The following is a 20,303-nucleotide window of genomic DNA, read 5'->3' as shown; positions in this document are numbered from 1 at the left end:
GCCCGCCCGCGGCTCCCGGGGCGGCCCGTAGAATGGTCGGGACTCCCTCCAGCTGAAAGGCTCCACCGTGTCGGATACTGCTGTCCCCACCGCCCTGCTCGAGGACCCGTTCGGGTTCACCGGCCTGACCTACGACGACGTCCTGCTGCTGCCGGGGAACACGGACGTCATCCCGTCCGAGGCCACCACGCGCACCCGCCTGTCGCGGCGCATCACCCTCGAGGCGCCGCTGCTGTCCGCCGCGATGGACACCGTCACCGAGTCCCCGATGGCGATCGCCATGGCCCGCCAGGGCGGGATCGGCGTGATCCACCGCAACCTCTCCATCCAGGACCAGGCCGCGCACGTGGACCGCGTCAAGCGCAGCGAGTCCGGGATGATCACCGACCCGGTCACCATCTCCCCGGACGCCACGCTCGAGGAGCTGGACCGGCTGTGCGGCTACTACAAGGTCTCGGGCCTGCCGGTGGTCGACGCCGAGCAGAAGCTGCTGGGCATCATCACCAACCGCGACACCCGCTACCTGCCCGAGAGCGACTTCCCGCGGCGGCGCGTGCACGAGATCATGACCCCGATGCCCCTCATCACGGGCAAGGTCGGGATGGCCAAGGAGGACGCGCACGGGCTGCTCGCCACCAACAAGATCGAGAAGCTGCCGCTCGTCGACGACGAGGGCCGCCTCACCGGCCTGATCACCATCAAGGACTTCACCAAGGCGGAGCAGTACCCGCGCGCCACGAAGGACGACGAGGGCCGGCTGCGCGTCGGCGCCGCCGTCGGCTTCTTCGGCGACGGCTTCGAGCGCGCCATGGCCCTGGTCGAGGCCGGCGTGGACGCCCTGTTCATCGACACCGCCAACGGCCACTCCCAGGGCGTGCTGGACATGGTCGCCCGGCTCAAGGCCGAGCCCGCCGCCGCGCACGTGGACGTCATCGGCGGCCAGGCCGCCACCCGGTACGGCGCCCAGGCGATCATCGACGCCGGCGCGGACGCCGTGAAGGTCGGCGTGGGCCCCGGCTCGATCTGCACCACCCGCATCATCGCCGGCGTCGGCGTCCCGCAGGTCACCGCCGTCAACGAGGCCGCGAAGGCCGCGATCCCGGCCGGTGTGCCGATCATCGCCGACGGCGGCCTGCAGTACTCCGGGGACATCGGCAAGGCCCTCGTGGCCGGCGCCGACTCCGTGATGATCGGCTCCCTGCTGGCCGGCTGCGACGAGTCCCCGGGCGAGCTGATCTTCGTCAACGGCAAGCAGTTCAAGGCCTACCGCGGCATGGGCTCCCTGGGCGCCATGCAGTCCCGCGGCAAGAACACCTCCTACTCCAAGGACCGCTACTTCCAGGCGGACGTCGCGAGCGACGAGAAGCTCATCCCCGAGGGCATCGAGGGGCAGGTGCCCTACCGCGGCCCGCTCTCCGCCGTGGTCCACCAGCTGGACGGCGGCCTGCGCCAGACCATGTTCTACGTGGGGGCGCACAGCATCGACGAGCTCAAGACCAAGGGCCGGTTCGTGCGCATCACCCCGGCCGGGCTCAAGGAGTCCCACCCGCACGACATCACGATGACCGTCGAGGCCCCCAACTACAAGCGCTGAGCGCCCCGGCCCCGCACCGTCCGGAAAGGACACCATGAGCTACGACATCGAGATCGGCCGGTCCAAGCGCGCCCGCCGCACCTACTCCCTCGACGAGATCGCCCTCGTCCCCTCCCGCCGCACCCGCGACCCGCAGGACGTCTCCACGGACTGGCAGATCGACGCCTACCGCTTCTCCATCCCGTTCCTGGGCGCCCCGATGGACTCGGTGACCTCCCCGGAGACCGCCATCGCGCTCGGCCGGGCCGGCGGCCTGGGCGTGCTCGACCTGGAGGGCCTGTGGACGCGCTACGAGGACCCGCAGGCCGTCCTCGACGAGATCGCCGACCTCGGCGGCGAGGACGCCCCGGCCGCGACCCGCCGGATGCAGGAGCTCTACGAGGCGCCCGTGCAGCCGGAGCTGATCACCGCCCGGCTGGCCCAGGTCCGCGAGGCCGGGGTGATCGTGGCCGGCTCGCTCACCCCGCAGCGCACGGCGGAGCACTACCGGACCGTCCTCGCCGCGGGCGTGGACGTCTTCGTGATCCGCGGGACCACGGTCTCGGCCGAGCACGTCTCCCGCAACCAGGAGCCGCTGGACCTCAAGAAGTTCATCTACGACCTCGACGTCCCCGTCATCGTGGGCGGGGCCGCCGGGTACACCCCCGCGCTGCACCTCATGCGCACGGGCGCGGCGGGCGTCCTCGTCGGCTTCGGCGGCGGCGCGTCGCTGCGCACCCAGACCACCCTCGGCATCCACGCGGCCATGGCCACGGCCATCTCCGACGTGGCCGCGGCCCGCCGCGACTACCTCGACGAGTCCGGCGGGCGCTACGTGCACGTCATCGCGGACGGCGGCGTGGGCGTCTCCGGGGACATCGTGAAGGCGCTCGCGATGGGCGCCGACGCCGTGATGCTCGGCACCGCCCTGGCCCGCGCCGACGAGGCCCCCGGCCAGGGGTGGCACTGGGGCGCGGAGGCCCACCACGGGCACCTGCCGCGGGGGCTGCGTACCCGGGTCGGGACCGTCGGCCCCCTCGAGGAGGTGCTCTTCGGCCCGTCCCGCCACGTGGACGGGACCTCCAACCTCGTGGGCGCGCTGCGCCGGTCGATGGCCACCACCGGCTACCTGGACCTCAAGGAGTTCCAGCGCGCCGAGGTCGTCGTCCGCACCTGAGCCCCCGCGCCGGGCGCCCGGCGGCGGGATTGGCGAACGCCCAGGAACGAGCACTAGCCTTGACGGGTGCTCAAGACCGCCCTGCGCCCCCGTTCGCTCCTCGCCCTGGCGCTGTCCCTGGGGATCGCGGTGGCGTTCGTGCTGCTGAGCCAGTGGCAGCTGGAGTCCAGCGAGCAGTCCCGCACGGTCGCCGACCCCGCCAAGGACGTGGCCCGTCCGCTGACGGAGGCGGACCGGGCCGGCACCGCGGTGACCGTGCCCGAGGCGGACCAGCTGGTCACCGCGACCGGCGTCTACCGGGACGGCTCCACCGTCCTGGTGCCCGGCCGGCTCCAGGACGGCGCCGAGGGGTGGTGGGTCGTCTCCGCCCTGACGCTGCCCGGCACCGAGGAGCAGTGGCCCGCCGCGGACGGCCCCCTCACCGTCGCCGTGGCCCGCGGGTGGGTGGCCGACCCCGCCCTGGCCCCCGACGAGCCGGCGGGGACGGTCGGCGTCGTCGGGCGCTACCTGCCCCCGGAGGCGCCGCTGCCCGGCGAGGACCTCCCCGACGGGCAGGTCCCCACCGTCTCCCCGGCGCAGCTCACCAACCTGTGGGACGCGCCCCTCTACGCGGGGTTCGTGGCCGCCTTCGCGGAGAGCCCCGCGGGGCAGCCCCTCCAGGTCGGCGACGACGGCGCCCTCGCCGCCGACCCCTCCCTGCTGAGCCCGGAGCTGTCCCGGCTGGAGATCGACCAGCAGCCCACCGACGAGTCCGTCAACCTGCTCAACCTCTTCTACGCCGTCGAGTGGGTCGTCTTCGCCGGGTTCGCCGTGTACATCTGGTGGCGCTTCGTGCGCGACCAGTGGCTGCGGGAGCAGAACCCCGAGGAGTACTTCTACCTCGACGGCGACCACGACGGCGACCACGACGGCGAGTACTACTGGGACGAGAGCGCCGGGCGCTACTACTACTACGACCCCGCGGCGGGGGAGTACTACTGGTTCGACGACCAGCCCGCGGACCAGCCCGTGCCGCAGGACCAGCCCGCCGACAGGACCGAGAACAGGACCGGAGCCCACCATGACTGAGCCCACGCAGCCCACCCCCACGCCGACGTCCGCGCGGTCGTCCGCGCCCGCGCCGAAGGAGCGCGCCGACGGGGTGCGGGTCCCGCTCCCGCGCGACGCCGCGCCGTCGCGGGCGGCGACCCCCGGGCGGGTGCCGCGCCAGCCCGCGGCCCTGCAGCCGCGCCGCCGCTTCGGGGGGACCGAGGCGCAGATCCGCGGGGCCCTGAAGTTCTACATGGTCTCCGCGTGGATCTCCGGCACGTTCCTGCTGCTGCTCGTCGCCGAGATGATCACCCGCTACGGCCTGGGCTACGACCTGGTCGCCGGCGGCACGGACAAGCTCACCGGCGCCACCGTGCCGCTGGGCTGGCAGGACCTGGAGCTGGAGAACCTCTCCGGCGGGGTCAACATCTCCACGTGGATCCTCATCGTCCACGGCTGGTTCTACGTGGTCTACCTCATCTCCTGCTTCCGCGTGTGGACGCTCATGCGCTGGCCCTTCCCGCAGCTGGTCGTCATGGCCCTCGGCGGCGTCGTCCCCTTCCTGTCCTTCATCGTGGAGCGCAAGATCCACGCCTCGACGGCGGCGGAGCTGAGGGCCAACCCGAAGGCCGCGAAGCGGTACTGAGCCTGCCCTAGACTGGAGGGCGTGACCGAAACACCTGAGACCCGCACCGACCTGGAGCAGCGCCCGGTCCTGGTGGTCGACTACGGCGCGCAGTACGCGCAGCTGATCGCCCGCCGCGTCCGCGAGGCCAACGTCTACTCCGAGATCGTCCCCCACACCTGGCCCACCGAGAAGATCCTGGCGAAGAACCCCGCCGCGATCATCCTCTCCGGCGGCCCCTCGTCGGTCTACGCCGAGGACGCCCCGCAGCAGGACCCCGCCCTCTTCGAGGCCGGCGTGCCCGTGTTCGGCATCTGCTACGGCTTCCAGGCCATGGCGCAGGCCCTCGGCGGGACCGTCGCCCACACCGGCGCCCGCGAGTACGGGGCCACCACCGCCACCGCCGTCGGCGGGCCCGGGGCCTCCATCCTGGAGGGCTCGCCCGGCACCCAGACCGTGTGGATGAGCCACGGCGACTCCGTGGTCGAGGCCCCCGCCGGCTTCGAGGTCCTCGCCTCCACCGAGACGACCCCCGTGGCCGCGTTCGCCGACGACGCCCGCCGGCTCTACGGCGTGCAGTGGCACCCCGAGGTCAAGCACTCCGTGCACGGGCAGAAGGTGCTCGAGCACTTCCTCTTCGACGGCGCCGGGATCGAGCCCACGTGGTCGACCGGCAACATCATCGAGGAGCACGTCCAGCGGATCCGCGAGCAGGTCGGCTCCGCCTCCGTGATCTGCGGGCTCTCCGGCGGCGTGGACTCCGCCGTGGCCGCGGCCCTGGTCCAGCGCGCCGTGGGCGACCAGCTCACCTGCGTGTTCGTCGACCACGGGCTGCTGCGCGAGGGCGAGGCCGAGCAGGTCGAGCAGGACTTCGTGGCCGCCACCGGGGTGAACCTCTACGTCGCCGAGGAGAAGGAGCGCTTCCTCAGCGCGCTCGCCGGCGTCACCGACCCCGAGCAGAAGCGCAAGATCATCGGCCGGGAGTTCATCCGCTCGTTCGAGGCCGCCGCCGAGGAGGTCGCCAAGGCCGCCGCCCAGGAGGGCGAGCCCGTGCGCTTCCTCGTGCAGGGCACCCTCTACCCGGACGTCGTCGAGTCCGGCGGGGGCGAGGGCGCCGCCAACATCAAGAGCCACCACAACGTCGGCGGGCTCCCCGAGGACCTGCAGTTCGAGCTCGTCGAGCCGCTGCGGACCCTGTTCAAGGACGAGGTCCGCGCCGTCGGCCGCGAGCTCGGGCTGCCGCACGAGATCGTCGGCCGCCAGCCGTTCCCCGGGCCCGGCCTGGGCATCCGCATCATCGGCGAGGTCACCGAGCACAACCTCGGCATCCTCCGTCGCGCCGACGCGATCGCCCGCGAGGAGCTCACCCGCGCCGGCCTCGACGACGAGGTGTGGCAGATGCCGGTCGTGCTGCTCGCCGACGTCCGCTCCGTGGGCGTCCAGGGCGACGGCCGCACCTACGGCCACCCGATCGTCCTGCGCCCCGTGTCCAGCGAGGACGCCATGACCGCCGACTGGTCGCGGCTGCCCTACGACCTGCTGGCCCGCATCTCCAACCGCATCACCAACGAGGTGGAGGAGGTCAACCGGGTGGTCCTGGACGTCACGTCCAAGCCCCCGGGAACCATCGAGTGGGAGTAGGCCCCCCGGCCTGCCCCACCCCTCACCGGCGAGGAACGAAGAGCTGAGGTCGAGCGGTCCGCACGGGCCGCTCGACCGACGCATGACCGGTGCGCGGCCCAGGGGCCGTGGCACGGGAGGAGAAGCATGTCGATCGGATCCGACCGCACCCCCCAGACGTCGGAGACCCCCCAGGAGCAGCCGCGGCGCGTCTCGCTGCAGCCCTGGACCCGCCAGATGGACGCCTACACGGGCCCGGACACGCTGCTGGACTTCAACCAGGTCGACAACGTGTGCATCGACCTCACCGAGGCGAACTCCTCGGGCCAGGCCCAGCTGCTGATGGGCCGGCCCACCCGTCTGTCCACGATCGTCCACGACCGCCAGGCGTACGGGGTCGCCGCCCGCGCCGCCCGGTCCCTGCGCACCAAGATCCACGAGCTGTCCGTCAACCACGGGCTGGACGCGGCCTACCTGGCGGCCGGCACCGCCTCCTGGCTGGCCCGCCCCAAGGGCTCCGACCCCACGGGCGCCGGACAGCGGCGGTGGATCGCCCCGGTGCTGCTCGCCCCCGTCACCCTCAAGCCGCGCCCGGACCTCGACGACTTCGAGCTCCAGATCGTGGGCCCCGCCCGGCTCAACCCCGCCATGGTGCGGCGGCTGGCCGCCGACCACGGCGTGGACCTCACCTCCGGCGACCTCGCCCGCCTCGCCTACGGCACCCGCCGGCTCGACCCGGCCCCCACCCTCGAGACCCTGCGCGCGGTGGCGGGCTCGGTGCCGGGCATGCACGTGGAGCACCGGCTGCTCGTGTCCACCTTCGCGGACCTGCACGACCGGCCCGCGGACCTGTCCGTCGTCGCGGAGACGGCGGTGATCCGGGACCTGGCCCGGCTCAAGGACCCCCAGGTCGGGCGGATCCCGCAGGTCGAGGAGATCACCGTCGAGGCCCCGCCCACCGACGAGCGGGACCCCGCCGACGAGCTGCTGCTGCTCGACGCCGACGGCCCCCAGCAGGAGGTGCTGGACCTCGCCGCGCAGGGCCGCTCCTTCGTGGTGACCGCGGCCCCCGGCACCGGCCAGCTCGACACCGCCGTCAACACCGTCGGCACCCTCGTCGCGCAGGGCCGGACCGTCCTGGTGCTGGGGGAGCGGCGGACCACGCTCGCCGCGTTCCGCCGGCGGATGGACGGCCTCGGGCTCGGCAGCGCGGTGCTGCCGCTGTCCTCCCAGCTCAGCGACGCGGACGTCGCCCAGCAGCTCGTCCGGGCGATCACCCGCAACGAGCGCGCCGAGCGCCCCGAGCTGGACGAGCTGCACGCGACGCTGCGGGAGTCCCGGGACCGGCTCGCCGAGCACGTCCGGTCCCTGCACGCCGTCCGGCCCCGCTGGTCCGTCTCCCCGTACCGTGCCATGCAGGCCCTCGCCGAGCTCACCTCCCGGCGGCCCGCGCCGGCCACGCCCGTGCGCTTCCCCCGCTCCGTCCTCGACGCCGTCCACGACCGGGACGACGCCGTCGCCCGCCTGGAGCGCGCCGCGGCCCTCGGCGCCTTCGACGCCGACGTCCTCGCCGGGCCCTGGAGCGGCGCCCGGCTCGTCAACGAGGACGAGGCCCGGCAGGCCCACCGGCTCGCCCAGTCCCTGCTGCTGGAGCTCACGACCCTCGAGACCGGGATGCGCCACGTGCTGGCCACCAGCGGGCTGCGCTCCGGCGCCACGGTCCCCGAGTGGGGCCGGCAGCTGCGCCTGCTCCAGGAGGTCCAGGACTCCCTCACCCGCTTCACCCCCGACATCTACGACCGGCCCGTGACCGACCTCGTCGCCGCGACGGCCGGGTCCGCCTGGCGCCGGGAGCAGGGCATCGAGATGACGGGCCTGCAGCGCTCGCGGCTGCGCAAGGCCGCCAAGGAGTACATCCGGCCCGGGGTGCACCTGTCCGACCTGCACAGCGCGCTGGTGCGGGTCCAGTCCGAGCGGGAGCGCTGGCGCGAGTGGGCCACCACCCGTGAGCAGCCCGCGGTCTCCGACCGCGTCGACGAGATCGCCGCCGTGCAGTCGCGCTTCGTCGAGGACCTCGAGGGTCTGGCCATCGCCCTGGAGGGCTCGCCCGCCGGGCGGGGGCTGCTCGAGCTGCCCGTCGGCGAGCTCCGGGAGACCCTCGACCGGCTCATCAACGACGAGGCGAACCTCGCCACCCTGCCCGAGCGCACGGTCCTGCTCGACGAGCTGCGCAGCCACGGCCTCGGCCCGTTCGTGGACGACCACGTCCGGCGCACCGTGCCGCTCGAGCAGGTGCGCGGGGAGTTCGAGCTCGCCTGGTGGCAGTCCACGCTCGAGGCCATGATCAGCGGCGACGACTTCCTCGCCATGCCCGACGGGCACGCCCTGCGCCGGGTCGAGTCCACGTTCCGCCGGGCCGACTCCGCGCACGTCGCCTCCGGGGCGGGACGGCTGCTGTGGGAGCTGGCCGAGCGGTGGCGCCGCTCCCTCCGCCGCTCGCCGCGGGCCGCCGTCGCGCTGCGGACGATGCTGCGCGCCGGGGCCGCCCCGCTGGAGGAGCTCGGCGCGTCCGCCGGGGAGCTGATCGGCTCGCTCGTGCCCGTGTGGACGGCGAGCCCGCTCGTCCTGTCCGCGGCGCTGCCCGAGGAGCACCGCTTCGACGCGGTGGTGGTGCTCGACGCGGAGAGCTCCCCGCTCGCGGCGGTGCTGCCCGCCCTGACCCGCGGCCGGCAGGTCGTCGCGTTCGGCGACCCCCACCTGGGCCGTCCCCAGCCGTTCACGGTCGCGCCCATGGCTGCGCCGGGCGGGGCGCAGCCCGTGGTCGAGGTGGACAGCGCCTTCGACGCCCTCTCCCGCGTGGTGCCCGAGCGGACGCTGCGCACCATGTACCGCTCCATGGACGAGCAGGTCTTCGGCTACCTCAACGAGCACTTCTACGGCGGCCGGCTGACCCGGCTGCCCCACGGGGAGTCCGTGACCGGCACGACCCCCGTCCTCTCCGTCGAGCACGTCCCCGACGGGATCGGCGCCCTGACCGCCGGGATCGAGGGCATCCAGGCCCCCGCCGCCGAGGTGCGCCGCGTCGTGGAGCTCGTCTTCGAGCACGCCGCGCGGCACCCCCAGCGCTCGCTGGCCGTGGTCACGGCCAGCGCGGTGCACGCCGCCCGGATCGCCGAGGCGGTCCGGCAGCGGATGCGGGAGGAGCCGGGCGCCGCCGACTTCTTCGCCCCCGGCCCGGAGTCCTTCCGGGTGGTCGACCTGCACCGTGCGGCCGGCATCGTGCGGGACACGGTGATCTTCTCCCTGGGCTTCGGCAAGACGGCCAACGGCCGCACCGTTCCCTACCTCGGGGCGCTGTCGGAGCGGCACGGGCGGCAGTTCTTCGTGCTCGGCATGACCCGAGCCCGGCACTCGACCCTGATCGTGACCTCCCTGGACCCCGGAGAGGTCGAGGGCAAGGGCCTCCAGCACGGGGCCCGGGACTTCGCGAACGTGCTGGGCATGCTCATGGGGGAGGGCGCCGGGCGCAGGCCCAGCTCCCAGGACACCCACGACGACGCCCTGGTGCTCGACCTCGCCCGGCGGCTCACCGCGCGCGGGGCCTCGGTGCTCCTGGACTACGCGGGCGTCATCGACCTCGTGGCCTGGGCCCGGACCGAGTCCCTGTCCGCCGGGGGCGCGCTCCCTGAGCGGGCCGGCACGCGGGCCCGCCCGCTGCGGATCCCCGTGGCCGTCGAGTCGGACGGCTCGCCCACCGCCTCGGCGCTGTCCGTGCGCGAGCGCTCCCGGCTGCGGCCCCAGCAGCTCGAGCGCACGGGGTGGAACTACCTGACGCTGTGGACCATCGAGGTGTTCAGCGACCCGGACACGGTCGCCGAGCTCATCCGCCGCTACCTCGGCCTGCCCGCCGGCCCCGGGGGCTCCTCCCGTGCCGGCTGAGCCGGAGGACCGCCCCGGGGAGGGGGCGCCGGCCCCGCGGCCGCGGCGGCGCGGCCCCCGGCGGGCGACCGGCGGCACGGCCCCCGGCACCTGGTCCGGCCCGGAGCCGCGGCTGCCCGGGGCGCCGGCGCCCGGGGCGGGGGAGGAGTCCCGCGAGGGCGGGGAGGACCACGAGCGGTGGCTCAGGGAGCAGCGCCCTCCCCACTGGGGCTGATGCTGGGGCTGACACCGGGGCGGGCACCGGGGCCGGATGGCGCCGGGACGAGGACCACGGTGGCGCGGCCCGCGCCGACGGCCCCCGCCAGCTGCGCGGCGTCCTCGTGCGCGGCGCCGACCACGAGCAGGCCGCCGTCGTCCCCGAGCCCGTCCGCGAGCAGGCCCTGATCCTGCCGCCCGTCCTGGGCGGAGACCCACAGCACCGGCAGCGCGCGGCCGAGGACCTCCCGCCCGGCGGGGCCCGCGCCGTCGGGCAGCCCCACCACGTCCACGTGGTCCCCGGCCCGGACGTGGCGCAGCACCCCGGGGTCGTCGATCCGCAGGGTCACGGCCGTCACGCCGGGCGGCCGGCCGGTGAGCAGGCCCGGCCCCATCACGGCGGCCTCGGTGAGGGGCAGCCCCGGCACGGCGGCGCCGGCCAGGACGCGCCCGACCAGGCGGCCGGGGTCGGAGACGGCGCCCTGCGGGACCAGCCCGTCCGGGTAGGCCGCGACCGCGAGCTGCCCGGCGGACAGGACCGTTCCGGCGGCCAGCGGCTCGGCGGCGGTGACCACGGGGACGGTGGGCGCCTGCGGCGGGCTCAGCCGCAGCACCACGACGGTCAGGGCGAGGCTCAGGAGCGCGGCGGCCGCCAGCCGCCGCCGCCGCGACAGGGCGGTGCGCAGGTGCAGGGAGAGGGGATAGCGGCGGCGCGCCGCGCGCGGACGTGGGCTCACGCGCCCGACGCTAGGCCCGGCGCGGCCCCGGTGGCCCGGCGCGCCGCCGGGTCGTGGACGCGGGCCCGGCCGTGGCCCGGGGGAGCCCTGCGGTGCAGTGCCGGTGCCGCCCGGGTGCCGGGGCGGGGGGCCTCAGGAGGCGGTGCTGCCCGCGGTGGCGGGGGCCGCCGACGCGGTGGAGGACGAGTCCCCGGAGGCGGAGGGCGACGCCGTGGACGCCGTGGCGGGCGCAGACGCCGAGGATGAGGACGACGCGGCGGCCTCGGTGTTCCCGGAGCGGGAGTCGTTCCGGTAGAAGCCGGAGCCCTTGAACACCACGCCCACGGTGTTGAACTTCTTGCGCAGCTCCCCCTCGCACTCGGGGCAGACGGTGAGGGCGTTCTCGCTGAACGACTGGCGGATGTCGAACGCGTGGCCGCAGTCCTTGCAGGCGTAGGCGTACACGGGCATGGGTCCTCCTGGACGGGTCGACGGGCACCTCTGGCACTCGCGTGGTTCGAGTGCCGATTCTACCGTGTGCGCGCGGCGGCCTCCGCCCGGGGCGCCAGCCGTTCCAGGCCCTCCTCGGTGAGGGCGAGCTGCACGGGCGCGTCGAGCTCGTCCACGGGGACGGAACCGGCGGGCAGGACCTCGTCCGCGAACACGCACGCCGCCGTGACCATCTCCGGGTGGGCGGTGCGCGGTAGGTGCGCCAGGAAGCGGTCGTAGTAGCCGCCGCCGAAGCCGAGCCGCGCCCCGTCCCTGGCCACGGCCAGTGCGGGCACCAGCAGCACCCCGACCGAGCGCATCACCTCCGCGCCGTGGCGCGGGCCGACCGGCTCGCGCAGCTCGGTGAGGCTGCTGTCGCGCACGGTGCTCTCCGGGGTCCACCGGGCCCAGGACAGCCGCCGTCCCGGCTCGCACACGGGCACCCACACCCGGTGGCCGTGCCGGTGCGCGGAGGTCAGCGCGCGCTCGAGGGGCGGCTCGGTGGGCATCGGCAGGTACGCCGCGATGTCGAGGTGGCCCCGGTCGGCGATCAGCTCCCGGACCTGCCGGTCGAGCCCCGCGGCGGCGTGCTCCCGGGCCGCCCGCGGGCGCCGGGTGCGGGCCGCGCGCAGCTCGTGGCGCAGCCGCGCCTTCCGCTCGGCGGGTCCGTCCGCGTCCGTCATGGTGGTGTGCGCTCCCGTCCGCCGGTTCTCCCGGCCGTCGTGGGGGCCGCTGGTGCGAGGGTAGCTGCGGCGGTCGGGGCGATCAACAGGGCGGTGCGGATTTTCCGTTAGCCTGAGCCCATGACTGGAAACAACAACCGACGTGCCGTCCGGAAGGCGGTCATTCCCGCGGCCGGGCTCGGCACCCGCTTCCTCCCCGCGACCAAGGCCATGCCCAAGGAGATGCTGCCGGTCGTGGACCGGCCGGCCATCCAGTACGTGGTGCAGGAGGCGGTGGACGCCGGTCTCGACGACGTCCTCATGATCACCGGCCGCTCGAAGCGGGCCCTCGAGGACCACTTCGACCGCGTGCCCGCCCTGGAGCACCAGCTGGAGGAGTCCGGCAAGACCGCCCAGCTCCGCGACGTCCAGCACGCCTCCGACCTCGGCGAGATCCACTATCTCCGCCAGGCCGACCCCATGGGCCTCGGGCACGCGGTGCTGCGCGCCAAGATCCACGTGGGGGACGAGCCCTTCGCGGTGCTGCTCGGCGACGACCTCATCGACGCCCGGGACGACCTCCTCACCGAGATGATCGCGGTCCAGGAGCGCACCGGCGGCTCCGTCGTGGCCCTGATGGAGGTCCCGCAGGAGCAGATCAGCTCCTACGGCTGCGCCGACGTCACGCCCGTCGAGGGCGAGGACTACGTGAAGATCAACGGCCTCGTGGAGAAGCCCTCGCCCGAGGACGCCCCCTCCAACCTGGCGGTCATCGGCCGCTACGTCCTGCACCCGGACGTCTTTGAGGTGCTCGAGAACACCCCGCCGGGCCGCGGCAACGAGATCCAGCTGACCGACGCCCTGCAGACCCTGGCCGTCCGCGACGGCGAGGGCGGCGGGGTCTACGGCGTGATCTTCAAGGGCCGCCGCTACGACACCGGCGACAAGCTCAGCTACCTCAAGGCCAACATCATCCTGGCCTCGGAGCGGGAGGACCTCGGCCCGGAGCTGTGCGCCTGGCTGAAGGACTACACCCGCTCCCTGCCGGCGGACTGAGCGGCACGCCCCCCGTGGCCGGACAGTTCCGCTGGCCCGTCACCGTCTCGTGGGGAGACCTCCGGCTCCGCCCGCTCACGCGGGCGGACCGGAGGGAGTGGGACGAGGTGCGGTTCCGCAACCGCGAGTGGCTCGACCCGTGGGAGGCGACGAACCCCGCCCCCGGCGGGTCCGCCCCTACCTTCGGGCAGTTCGTGCGGACCCTCGACCAGCAGGCGCGGCACGGCACGGCCCTGCCCTTCGTCATCACCGAGCGCCACCCGGAGACGGACCGGCACGACCTCATCGGCCAGCTGACCGTCTCCGGGATCACGTGGGGCTCGTTCCTGTCCGCGACCCTCGGCTACTGGGTGGACCAGGAGCAGGCGGGTCGCGGCGTGGCGCCCATGGCCGTGGCGATGGCCACGGACTACTGCTTCCAGGGCCTCGGGCTGCACCGGATGGAGATCAACATCCGCCCCGAGAACACCAAGTCGCTGCGGGTCGTGGAGAAGCTGGGCTTCCGGGACGAGGGCCTGCGCAAGGACTTCCTGCACATCGGCGGGCGGTGGACGGACCACCGCAGCTTCGCGCTCACCGCCCCCGAGGTGCCGGAGGGCCTGGTGCGGCGGTTCACCGGCTCGGACCGCCCAGCGGTCTGGGAGTGAAGGGGGCCCGCGCCCGCGGTGCCCCGCCCGGCGCCGACGACGTCGGCCCCCGCGGCCACCCCAGCGGGATCCGCATTGACATCCACAGTGACATCCACAGCGACACCCGCAGGCGCACGCCCCCACCGGGCCCGCGGTAGTAGGCTGTCCCTCACGGCCCGACCGGGGCCCCGAGCACGCCGGCGTCCTGCGCCGGCGGTTCCCGTCCGCTCGCCGGCCGAGCGCAGAAGAACAGGACCGCGACGATGATCTGGGTGAGCAGTTCGGCCGTGCTGGCCGTGGTGTGCGCCCTGTCCCTCTTCTGGGTCGTCCCACGCCTGCAACGTCGCCGCGAAGCCCCCGTCGAGGCCCAGGTCGAGATCGAGGACAGCGATCTCGCTCCGGAGCACCTCGCAGCCGAGGCCGAGCCGCCCCCATCCGTGTCCCGCCGACGAAGGATCACCATGGCGACCACCGACACCACGTCCCGGCGCGCGGGCAGCAGCGCCGCCTCCCGCTCCGCCCCGGGGACCCTGCACGTCAGGTGGGACCGCACGGGCATCTTCCTGGCCGGCTGCGCGGCCCTGCTCGGAGCCCTCGTCACCGCCGTCGTCGCCCCCTTCTCCGCCGCCGTGGCCTGGCCGTGGCCGGTGTTCCTGGGCCTGCTCGGCGTGGGCTCCGTGCTGGCGCTGCGCTACCTGGCGGTCCAGGAGCGCGCGGCCCGCCGGGCCGGGCGCCCCGCCCCCGCCCGTCCGGCGGACCCGCACGCCCCGCGGGCGGACGTCTCCCTCTTCGACCACGAGGGCGCCGCTCCCGAGCAGGCCCGCGCCGGCACCGTGCCGGCCGAGCAGGAGCTGGACCTCCCCGCCGAGCACGAGCAGCCGCAGACGCCCGCCGCCGCCACGCCCGTCCCCGCCACGCCCGTCCCCGCCCCCACCCCGGCCTTCACGGTCGAGGAGCTGCGCGCCGAGGCGCTCAGGGTGGCCCGCGAGTCCGGCGCGGCGACCGCGGACCGCACCTGGGAGCCCGTGCCCGTGCCGAAGCCGACCTACGCCGCAGCCCCTGTGGTGCAGCGGCCCGAGCCCGAGCCGCTGCCCGTCCCGGAGCAGCCGGCCGCCCGCTCGGCCACCCTGAAGGAGGCCGTCCGCACGGGGGAGGAGCGCGGGCGTGCCGCCCTCGACCTGGACGACGTCCTCAAGCGCCGCCGGGCCTGAGCGCCCTCTCCGCCCACCACGACCGCCGCACGTCCCTCCGGGGCTGCGGCGGTTCGTCGTTGCCGGGCACTCCCCGGGCCGGCCCCTGGCCCGCCGCCGGGCCGCGCGTATCATCGCGGGAAGAGCCGGCGGGTGGCCGAGGCCCCCGCGCACCCGACCGAGGAGGACCCATGAGCCCCGTCGCCCACCACGAGGTCGAGCGGAAGTACGAGGTGCCGGAGGGCACGCAGGCTCGCATCGACTGGAGCGGGCTGCAGGGCTTCACGGTGGCCGCGGAGCCCGTCGAGCACCGCATGGAGGCCGTCTACTACGACACCGCGGACATGGCCCTGGGCCGGCGCATGGTCGCCCTGCGCCGCCGCCGCGGCGGGGCCGACGACGGGTGGCACATCAAGTTCCAGGAGGCGTCCGCGCGCCGGGAGCTGCAGTTCCCGCTGCTGCGGACCCCGGACCGCATGCCGGCGGCGGTCCGCCGTCTGCTCGCGGGTCTGACGCACGGCGAGCCGCTCGTGCCGATCGCCACGCTGCGGACGGTCCGGCGGGTGCTGATGATCAGCGACGAGGGCGGCACGGAGGTGGCGGAGGTCGCCGCCGACGACGTCGAGGCCGTCGACGAGCGCAGCGGGACCGAGCGGTCGTGGTCGGAGTGGGAGGTCGAGCTCGTCGACGGGTCCGTGCCCGAGGAGCGGCAGCAGGAGATCTTCGACGCGGTCGAGGAGGCCGTGTTCGCGGCCGGCGGGGTGCCGTCCGCCTCGCGGGCCAAGATCGCCCGCGCGCTGGGCGAGGACGACGCGGCCGGGGACGAGCCGGCGGGGCGGGGGAGCGCGCCCCGGAAGCAGGACGGGAAGAACGGCAAGAGCACGAAGAGCGGCAAGACCGGCAAGAACGGCAAGAGCACGAGGAGCGGGACGGGCGTCCTGCGGACGGTGCTGTCCGAGCTCGCCGAGCGGCTGGTGCTGTGGGACTTCAAGGTCCGGCTCGACCTCCCGGACGCCGTTCACCAGATGCGCGTGACGTCCCGCTCCCTGCGCAGCGTCCTCAAGGCCGCGGCCCCCTTCTTCGAAGGAGACGCCGCCGATGACCTGTACGTGCGGCTGCGGGCCCTGGCCCGGGCCCTGTCGGTGGCCCGGGACGCCGAGGTGGCGGCGGAGCTGCTGCCGGCGCGCGTCGAGGAGCTGGACGGGCTGGTCGGCCCGGAGGCGGCGACCGCGCTGCAGCGCTCGGCCCGGGAGGAGGCGGAGGCCGCCTCCGCCACCGTGCGCCGGCACGTGACCTCGAAGCAGCACCTGCAGCTGCTGGCCGACGTGCAGGCCTTCGCTGCCGATCCGCCCCTGACCGAGGCGTGCGCGGGGCTGTCGGCGCGCGAGGTCTCGGATGCGATGGTGCGCAGGGCGGTGCGCAAGGTCGTGCGCGTCGCGGAGCGCGGCGCCGCCGCCGAGGAGTCGGGCACGGAGACCGACGCCGCCCACCGGCTGGAGCACCTCCACACGGTCCGCAAGGCGGTCAAGCGCGTCCGCTACGTGGAGGCCGCGCTCGGCCGCGCGGGGTTCCGCCCGGGCAAGTCCCTGCGCCGGGCCGCCGCCGACGCCGAGGACTACCAGGACTCGCTCGGCCGCGTCATGGACTCCGCCGTCGTGGAGGGGTGGCTCGCCCGCTCGGCGCAGGCGCTCAACGGCTCCGAGGAGGACCGGTACGCGGTGGGCGTCCTGCACGGCGCGGAGAAGGTCCACCTGCACACCGGGGTCACCGGCGGCTCGGACGTGGTGGAGGTGCTCCTGAAGCAGCTCCGCCAGGACCTCTCCTGACGGTCCCGTGCCCGGCCCGCGGGGGCCCGATACCATCACCTCCGCGGCGGCCGTGGTCCCCACGTCGGCCGGCGCGGACTCCCTGGCGGAGCAGCGCAACGCCGCGCTGAGGGCCATGCGGGAGACGCAGAGGTCCACCCAGGCGCGGGACGCGCAGGCCGAGTAGGAGGCCAGGGCCAGGGAGCTGGGCCTGTAGTCCTCCACCGCGCCCTGCGCCCGGCACTGCGTCCTGCGTCCGATCCCACCGGGGCCGGAGGAGCCGGCCCCCCGGAACCAAAAAAATGGCCCGCCCGGTCCAGTAAGACCGAGCGAGCCGCGGACACCAGACGGCGAGATCTAGATGTCCACCCCACAGACTACCCCACCCCTGCCCCATCAGGGGGAGCCGTGGCACCGACTCGGAGCGCGGTTTCCCGCTGCTGGGACGATCTCCCGTCTCCTGTGGGAGAACCCCAGGCGGATCCGCTACAATGCCGCCGTCCGAACCCGCAGAGAAGGGCCTGGGATGGGCGAGCTGACCGCACCTCGGTACCGGGTGCCGTTGCGGCTGCGGAGCGTGGAGGGCAGGATCGCCACCTTCGTGGTGCCGCCGGAGTTCGCAGAACATCTCGCATCGGCCACGCCGGCGAAGGACGCCTGGACCCGGGACTTCAACACCGGTCTCGTGGGCGGGGTCCGCATCGACCGGACGACGGAGCCGCCCACGATCATCAGCTACCTCACCCGGCCCCTGCAGCAGCTGGACGTTGCCAGCGAGGGGTGGGTGGCGCTGCTCCGGCGGGACCCCCGGCCCCGGGCCAAACGGCCCTACCAGGTGGTCTCCGTCACGCGCAGCATGGGACAGGGCAAGGCCCAGGGCTCACTGGGCAAGCCGGCCCCGGTCCGCGTCGCCCCGCCCATGGCCCTGGACGACCGGCTTTGACGGTCCGGCGGCAGGGGCGCGCTCGGCTCGTTCGGGGGCCGAGCGGGGGCCCGGCCCGTTCTCCGGGGCAGAGCAAAGGGTCCTCACCAGGCGTTCTGCCCGGTGAGGGCCCTTCTCGGGGTGGAGCTAAGGGGAATCGAACCCCTGACCTTTTCATTGCGAACGAAACGCTCTACCAACTGAGCTATAGCCCCGGAGCAACCGTTTCATCCTATACGGGCGGCGTCGGTTTCGCATCTCGGGCCCCGGCGCGCCACGCCGGGAGCGCCGGCGGGCGGCGGGGGACGGAAGCGGGAATCGGGCCCCGCCCCGGCAGTGGGTAGATTGGCGGCCATGAGCGAAGCACCCGGGAACCGGGACCCCATCGAGAACGAGCACACCGGCGGCCCGGACGCCGCGGCGGCCGCAGGGCCGAGCGCCGACCTGGCCGTGGCCTTCGTCCCGGGTGTCATGCCGGGCAAGTGGTTCTTCCGGTGGCGGGACCGCAACCCCGGCCGCGTCCTCGCCGAGCTCCCGCTGGAGACTGACGCCTGGCGGGAGGAGCTCGCGGCGGGCCGGGCCCACGCGTGCTTCGTGCGGCTCCCGCCGCACCCCCGGGCCGGCGTGGACGACATCGCGGCCCTGCGCGAGGAGTACCGGGCCGTGGAGCTCTACGCGGAGCAGCAGGTCGTGGTGCTGCCGCAGGACCACGAGCTGACGCTGCTCGACGAGGTGCCCGTGGCCGAGCTCGCCGGCGAGGTGCTGCTCCAGGACCCCGCGGCCCTCCCCGAGCGCGAGCGGCTGCGCTCCCCGGAGCAGGCCGCGGCGGACGCCCCGCTGCCGGCGATGCGCCACACCAAGGACGCGATCGACCTCGTCGCCGCCGGGCTGGGGCTCGTGGTGGTGCCCATGTCCCTGGCGCGGCTGCACCACCGCAAGGACCTCGTCCACCGGGTGGTGCCGGACGCCGCCACGGTCCCGGTGGCGCTGGTGTGGCCGCAGGACCTCCCCGAGGAGCGCGAGGAGCTCGTCCAGGACTTCGTGGGCGTGGTGCGCGGGCGCGGGCTCAACAGCTCGCGCGGCACGGCGACCCCGCCCGAGCCCGCGCCGGCGAAGGGCCCCGCCCGGAAGCCGGCCGGGGCGGCGTCGTCGTCGGGGCGCACCGGGCGCGCGGGCGCGGGCAGGGGATCCGGCGCCCGCAGGGGCGCAGGGAAGGGCGGCCGCGGAAAGGCCCCGGGCCGGGCCAAGGGCCGCCGCTGAGCGCTACCGGCTGACGGCCACCGTGTAGGACCACAGCTCCGAGGACGTGCCCACGGGCCGCGGACGGGACGCGCCCTCCTCGGCGGACCCGTGGCCGTGGGAGCGGGCGAAGTCCTGGGAGGACGTCCAGGCCTCGAAGGACTCCTCGTCGGCCCAGCGGGTGAGCACGAGCCACTGCGTGCGCCCGTCCGTGGGCTGCAGCAGCTCGAAGCCCTCGAAGCCGGCGACCCCGGCCATGGACCCGCCGTGGGCGGCGAAGCGCTTGCCGAGCTCGTCGCCGGAGTCGGCGGGGACGGTGATGGCGTTGATCTTGATGATGCTCATGCGTCCGATCCTGGCACATCCCGCCGCACGGCCCGCACCTGCCCGGTCTCCGGGAGCGCGCTGGACCCGCCGGCCGGCTCGGCCTGCCGGATGACCGTCTGGTTCAGCAGGGGCACGTGCAGGCCCTCGCGGTCCAGCATCTTCTTCATCCGCAGCCGCAGCGCCCGCGCCACGTCCCACTGCTTGAGGGGCACGGTGCGGACGGCGATCCGCACGGTGATGGACTCGCCGGTGACGGCCTCGACGCCCCAGACCTCGGGGTCCTCGGTGATGAACTCGCCCACCTTCGGGTCGTCGCGGAGCAGGGCCGCCTCGTGCAGGATCAGCTCGCTGAGCAGGTCGATGTTCGTGTCGTAGGGGACGGGGACGTCCAGCACGCAGCGGGCCCAGCCCTGGGACTGGTTGCCGACCCGCAGGATCTCGCCGTTGCGCACGTGCCAGAGGGTGCCGTTGACGTCCCGGACCTGGGTCACCCGCAGCCCCACGGACTCCACGGTGCCGCTGGCCTCCCCGAGGTCGACGACGTCGCCGATGCCCAGCTGGTCCTCGGCCACCATGAAGATCCCGGAGAGGTAGTCCTTCACCAGGGACTGCGCCCCGAAGCTCAGCGCCACGCCGGCGATGCCGGCGGAGGCCAGGACCGGGCCGATGTTGTAGTCGAGCTCCGAGATGACCATGAGCAGCGCGACGGCCCAGATCACCACGGTCGAGACGGAGGACAGCACCGATCCGATGGTGTGGGCGCGCTGGGCCTGCCGGGCCCCGGCCAGGCCGGCGTCCTCCACCCACCGCGGCCGCCCGCTCTCCAGCCGGCGCACGATCCTCGACCGGGTGCCCCGGGCGATCCCGCCGGTGATCCTGCGCAGGAGCAGGCGCACCACGGCGGCCAGGATCGTGGCGCCGAACAGGACGAGGACGATGCGCAGGGGCTTGTCGAGCCAGAAGTCCCAGCCGAGGGAGGGGGCGGGGGCGGGGAGCGAGAGGGGGGAGGACAGGGGGAAGAGCATGGGGGAAGCGTAGCGAAGCCCGCTCCGGACCTCCGCACCGGCGGGCGGCGCCCAGCGTCCTCCCGGGGCCGTCGGGCACAATGGT

The 20,303-nt window shown here is 74.7% G+C and carries 17 protein-coding genes and 1 tRNA gene; 12 read left to right on the top strand and 6 right to left on the bottom strand.

What is annotated here, in order from left to right; all coding sequences use genetic code 11:
- The first annotated feature begins 67 nt into the window (after positions 1-67).
- From guaB to IEW07_RS05935, 6 genes are all read left to right on the top strand, one after another.
- A complete protein-coding gene (guaB, locus tag IEW07_RS05960; RefSeq protein ID WP_188535243.1) occupies positions 68-1,594 on the top strand; it encodes an IMP dehydrogenase in 1,527 nt (508 codons plus the stop codon).
- Positions 1,595-1,628: 34 nt separating this feature from the next.
- Positions 1,629-2,750, top strand: a complete 1,122-nt coding sequence (locus tag IEW07_RS05955; protein WP_188535241.1) for a GuaB3 family IMP dehydrogenase-related protein — start codon at positions 1,629-1,631, stop codon at positions 2,748-2,750.
- 66 nt (positions 2,751-2,816) lie between these two features.
- Positions 2,817-3,818: an SURF1 family protein gene (locus IEW07_RS05950; protein ID WP_188535239.1), complete on the top strand. Its 1,002-nt coding sequence runs from the start codon at positions 2,817-2,819 to the stop codon at positions 3,816-3,818.
- Entirely contained in the window at positions 3,811-4,425 is a 615-nt protein-coding gene (locus tag IEW07_RS05945) for a DUF3817 domain-containing protein (RefSeq protein WP_188535237.1), read from the top strand. Before IEW07_RS05950 ends, IEW07_RS05945 begins: the two co-directional genes overlap by 8 nt.
- 21 nt (positions 4,426-4,446) lie before the next feature.
- Positions 4,447-6,045 (top strand): glutamine-hydrolyzing GMP synthase, encoded by a 1,599-nt coding sequence (gene guaA / locus IEW07_RS05940; protein ID WP_188535235.1) that lies wholly within the window; start codon positions 4,447-4,449, stop codon positions 6,043-6,045.
- 126 nt (positions 6,046-6,171) lie between these two features.
- The gene (locus IEW07_RS05935) at positions 6,172-9,963 is read left to right on the top strand and encodes a hypothetical protein (RefSeq protein WP_188535233.1); all 3,792 of its coding nucleotides are present in this window, start codon (positions 6,172-6,174) and stop codon (positions 9,961-9,963) included.
- Positions 9,964-10,145: 182 nt separating this feature from the next.
- Here IEW07_RS05935 and IEW07_RS05930 read toward each other — a convergent pair whose 3' ends face one another.
- From IEW07_RS05930 to IEW07_RS05920, 3 genes are all read right to left on the bottom strand, one after another.
- On the bottom strand, positions 10,146-10,895 hold the full coding sequence (locus tag IEW07_RS05930) for an SAF domain-containing protein (RefSeq protein ID WP_188535231.1): 750 nt from the start codon (positions 10,893-10,895) through the stop codon (positions 10,146-10,148).
- A gap of 132 nt (positions 10,896-11,027) precedes the next feature.
- On the bottom strand, positions 11,028-11,345 hold the full coding sequence (locus IEW07_RS05925; protein WP_188535229.1) for an FmdB family zinc ribbon protein: 318 nt from the start codon (positions 11,343-11,345) through the stop codon (positions 11,028-11,030).
- A 59-nt stretch (positions 11,346-11,404) separates the two neighbouring features.
- A complete protein-coding gene (locus tag IEW07_RS05920; protein WP_188535227.1) occupies positions 11,405-12,046 on the bottom strand; it encodes a 5-formyltetrahydrofolate cyclo-ligase in 642 nt (213 codons plus the stop codon).
- 120 nt (positions 12,047-12,166) lie between these two features.
- Between IEW07_RS05920 and galU the strand changes: the two genes are divergently transcribed.
- The 5 genes from galU (at position 12,167) to IEW07_RS05895 (ending at position 17,648) form a co-directional block, all read left to right on the top strand.
- Positions 12,167-13,081 (top strand): UTP--glucose-1-phosphate uridylyltransferase GalU, encoded by a 915-nt coding sequence (galU, locus tag IEW07_RS05915; RefSeq protein WP_188535225.1) that lies wholly within the window; start codon positions 12,167-12,169, stop codon positions 13,079-13,081.
- Positions 13,082-13,095: 14 nt separating this feature from the next.
- A complete protein-coding gene (locus IEW07_RS05910; RefSeq protein WP_188535223.1) occupies positions 13,096-13,728 on the top strand; it encodes a GNAT family N-acetyltransferase in 633 nt (210 codons plus the stop codon).
- 245 nt (positions 13,729-13,973) lie between these two features.
- Positions 13,974-14,921, top strand: a complete 948-nt coding sequence (locus tag IEW07_RS05905; protein ID WP_229741603.1) for a hypothetical protein — start codon at positions 13,974-13,976, stop codon at positions 14,919-14,921.
- A gap of 170 nt (positions 14,922-15,091) precedes the next feature.
- The gene (locus tag IEW07_RS05900) at positions 15,092-16,726 is read left to right on the top strand and encodes a CYTH and CHAD domain-containing protein (protein WP_188535221.1); all 1,635 of its coding nucleotides are present in this window, start codon (positions 15,092-15,094) and stop codon (positions 16,724-16,726) included.
- Positions 16,727-17,231: 505 nt separating this feature from the next.
- Positions 17,232-17,648 carry a hypothetical protein gene (locus IEW07_RS05895; RefSeq protein ID WP_188535219.1) on the top strand — a complete coding sequence of 139 codons (417 nt, stop codon included), beginning with the start codon at positions 17,232-17,234 and terminating at the stop codon, positions 17,646-17,648.
- A 121-nt stretch (positions 17,649-17,769) separates the two neighbouring features.
- Here IEW07_RS05895 and IEW07_RS05890 read toward each other — a convergent pair.
- Positions 17,770-17,842 (bottom strand) — tRNA-Ala (locus tag IEW07_RS05890).
- Between the two features lie 139 nt (positions 17,843-17,981).
- Here IEW07_RS05890 and IEW07_RS05885 point away from each other — a divergent pair.
- Positions 17,982-18,887 (top strand): LysR family transcriptional regulator substrate-binding protein, encoded by a 906-nt coding sequence (locus tag IEW07_RS05885; RefSeq protein ID WP_188535217.1) that lies wholly within the window; start codon positions 17,982-17,984, stop codon positions 18,885-18,887.
- A 3-nt stretch (positions 18,888-18,890) separates the two neighbouring features.
- Here the strand turns inward: IEW07_RS05885 and IEW07_RS05880 are convergent, their stop codons facing one another.
- Both IEW07_RS05880 and IEW07_RS05875 read right to left on the bottom strand, forming a co-directional pair.
- Entirely contained in the window at positions 18,891-19,211 is a 321-nt protein-coding gene (locus IEW07_RS05880) for an antibiotic biosynthesis monooxygenase family protein (RefSeq protein ID WP_188535215.1), read from the bottom strand.
- Positions 19,208-20,218, bottom strand: coding sequence for a mechanosensitive ion channel family protein (locus IEW07_RS05875; RefSeq protein ID WP_188535213.1), 1,011 nt, complete (start codon positions 20,216-20,218; stop codon positions 19,208-19,210). The genes IEW07_RS05880 and IEW07_RS05875 overlap by 4 nt, the downstream gene beginning before the upstream one ends.
- Between the last annotated feature and the right edge of the window lie 85 nt (positions 20,219-20,303).

Origin of the sequence: Kocuria dechangensis (assembly GCF_014636775.1) — a bacterium.
Lineage (GTDB): Bacteria > Actinomycetota > Actinomycetes > Actinomycetales > Micrococcaceae > Kocuria > Kocuria dechangensis.
The sequence above is the reverse complement of the archived record's forward strand: the minus strand, read 5'-3'. Positions and strand labels throughout refer to the sequence as shown.

Coding starts and splice junctions, on each gene's coding strand:
- IEW07_RS05955 (WP_188535241.1), top strand. CDS start 1,629: ATGAGCTACGACATCGAGATCGGCCGGTCCAAGCGCGCCCGCCGCACC.
- IEW07_RS05945 (WP_188535237.1), top strand. CDS start 3,811: ATGACTGAGCCCACGCAGCCCACCCCCACGCCGACGTCCGCGCGGTCG.
- IEW07_RS05935 (WP_188535233.1), top strand. CDS start 6,172: ATGTCGATCGGATCCGACCGCACCCCCCAGACGTCGGAGACCCCCCAG.
- IEW07_RS05925 (WP_188535229.1), bottom strand. CDS start 11,345: ATGCCCGTGTACGCCTACGCCTGCAAGGACTGCGGCCACGCGTTCGAC.
- IEW07_RS05920 (WP_188535227.1), bottom strand. CDS start 12,046: ATGACGGACGCGGACGGACCCGCCGAGCGGAAGGCGCGGCTGCGCCAC.
- galU (WP_188535225.1), top strand. CDS start 12,167: ATGACTGGAAACAACAACCGACGTGCCGTCCGGAAGGCGGTCATTCCC.
- IEW07_RS05905 (WP_229741603.1), top strand. CDS start 13,974: ATGATCTGGGTGAGCAGTTCGGCCGTGCTGGCCGTGGTGTGCGCCCTG.
- IEW07_RS05900 (WP_188535221.1), top strand. CDS start 15,092: ATGAGCCCCGTCGCCCACCACGAGGTCGAGCGGAAGTACGAGGTGCCG.
- IEW07_RS05895 (WP_188535219.1), top strand. CDS start 17,232: ATGGGCGAGCTGACCGCACCTCGGTACCGGGTGCCGTTGCGGCTGCGG.
- IEW07_RS05885 (WP_188535217.1), top strand. CDS start 17,982: ATGAGCGAAGCACCCGGGAACCGGGACCCCATCGAGAACGAGCACACC.
- IEW07_RS05880 (WP_188535215.1), bottom strand. CDS start 19,211: ATGAGCATCATCAAGATCAACGCCATCACCGTCCCCGCCGACTCCGGC.
- IEW07_RS05875 (WP_188535213.1), bottom strand. CDS start 20,218: ATGCTCTTCCCCCTGTCCTCCCCCCTCTCGCTCCCCGCCCCCGCCCCC.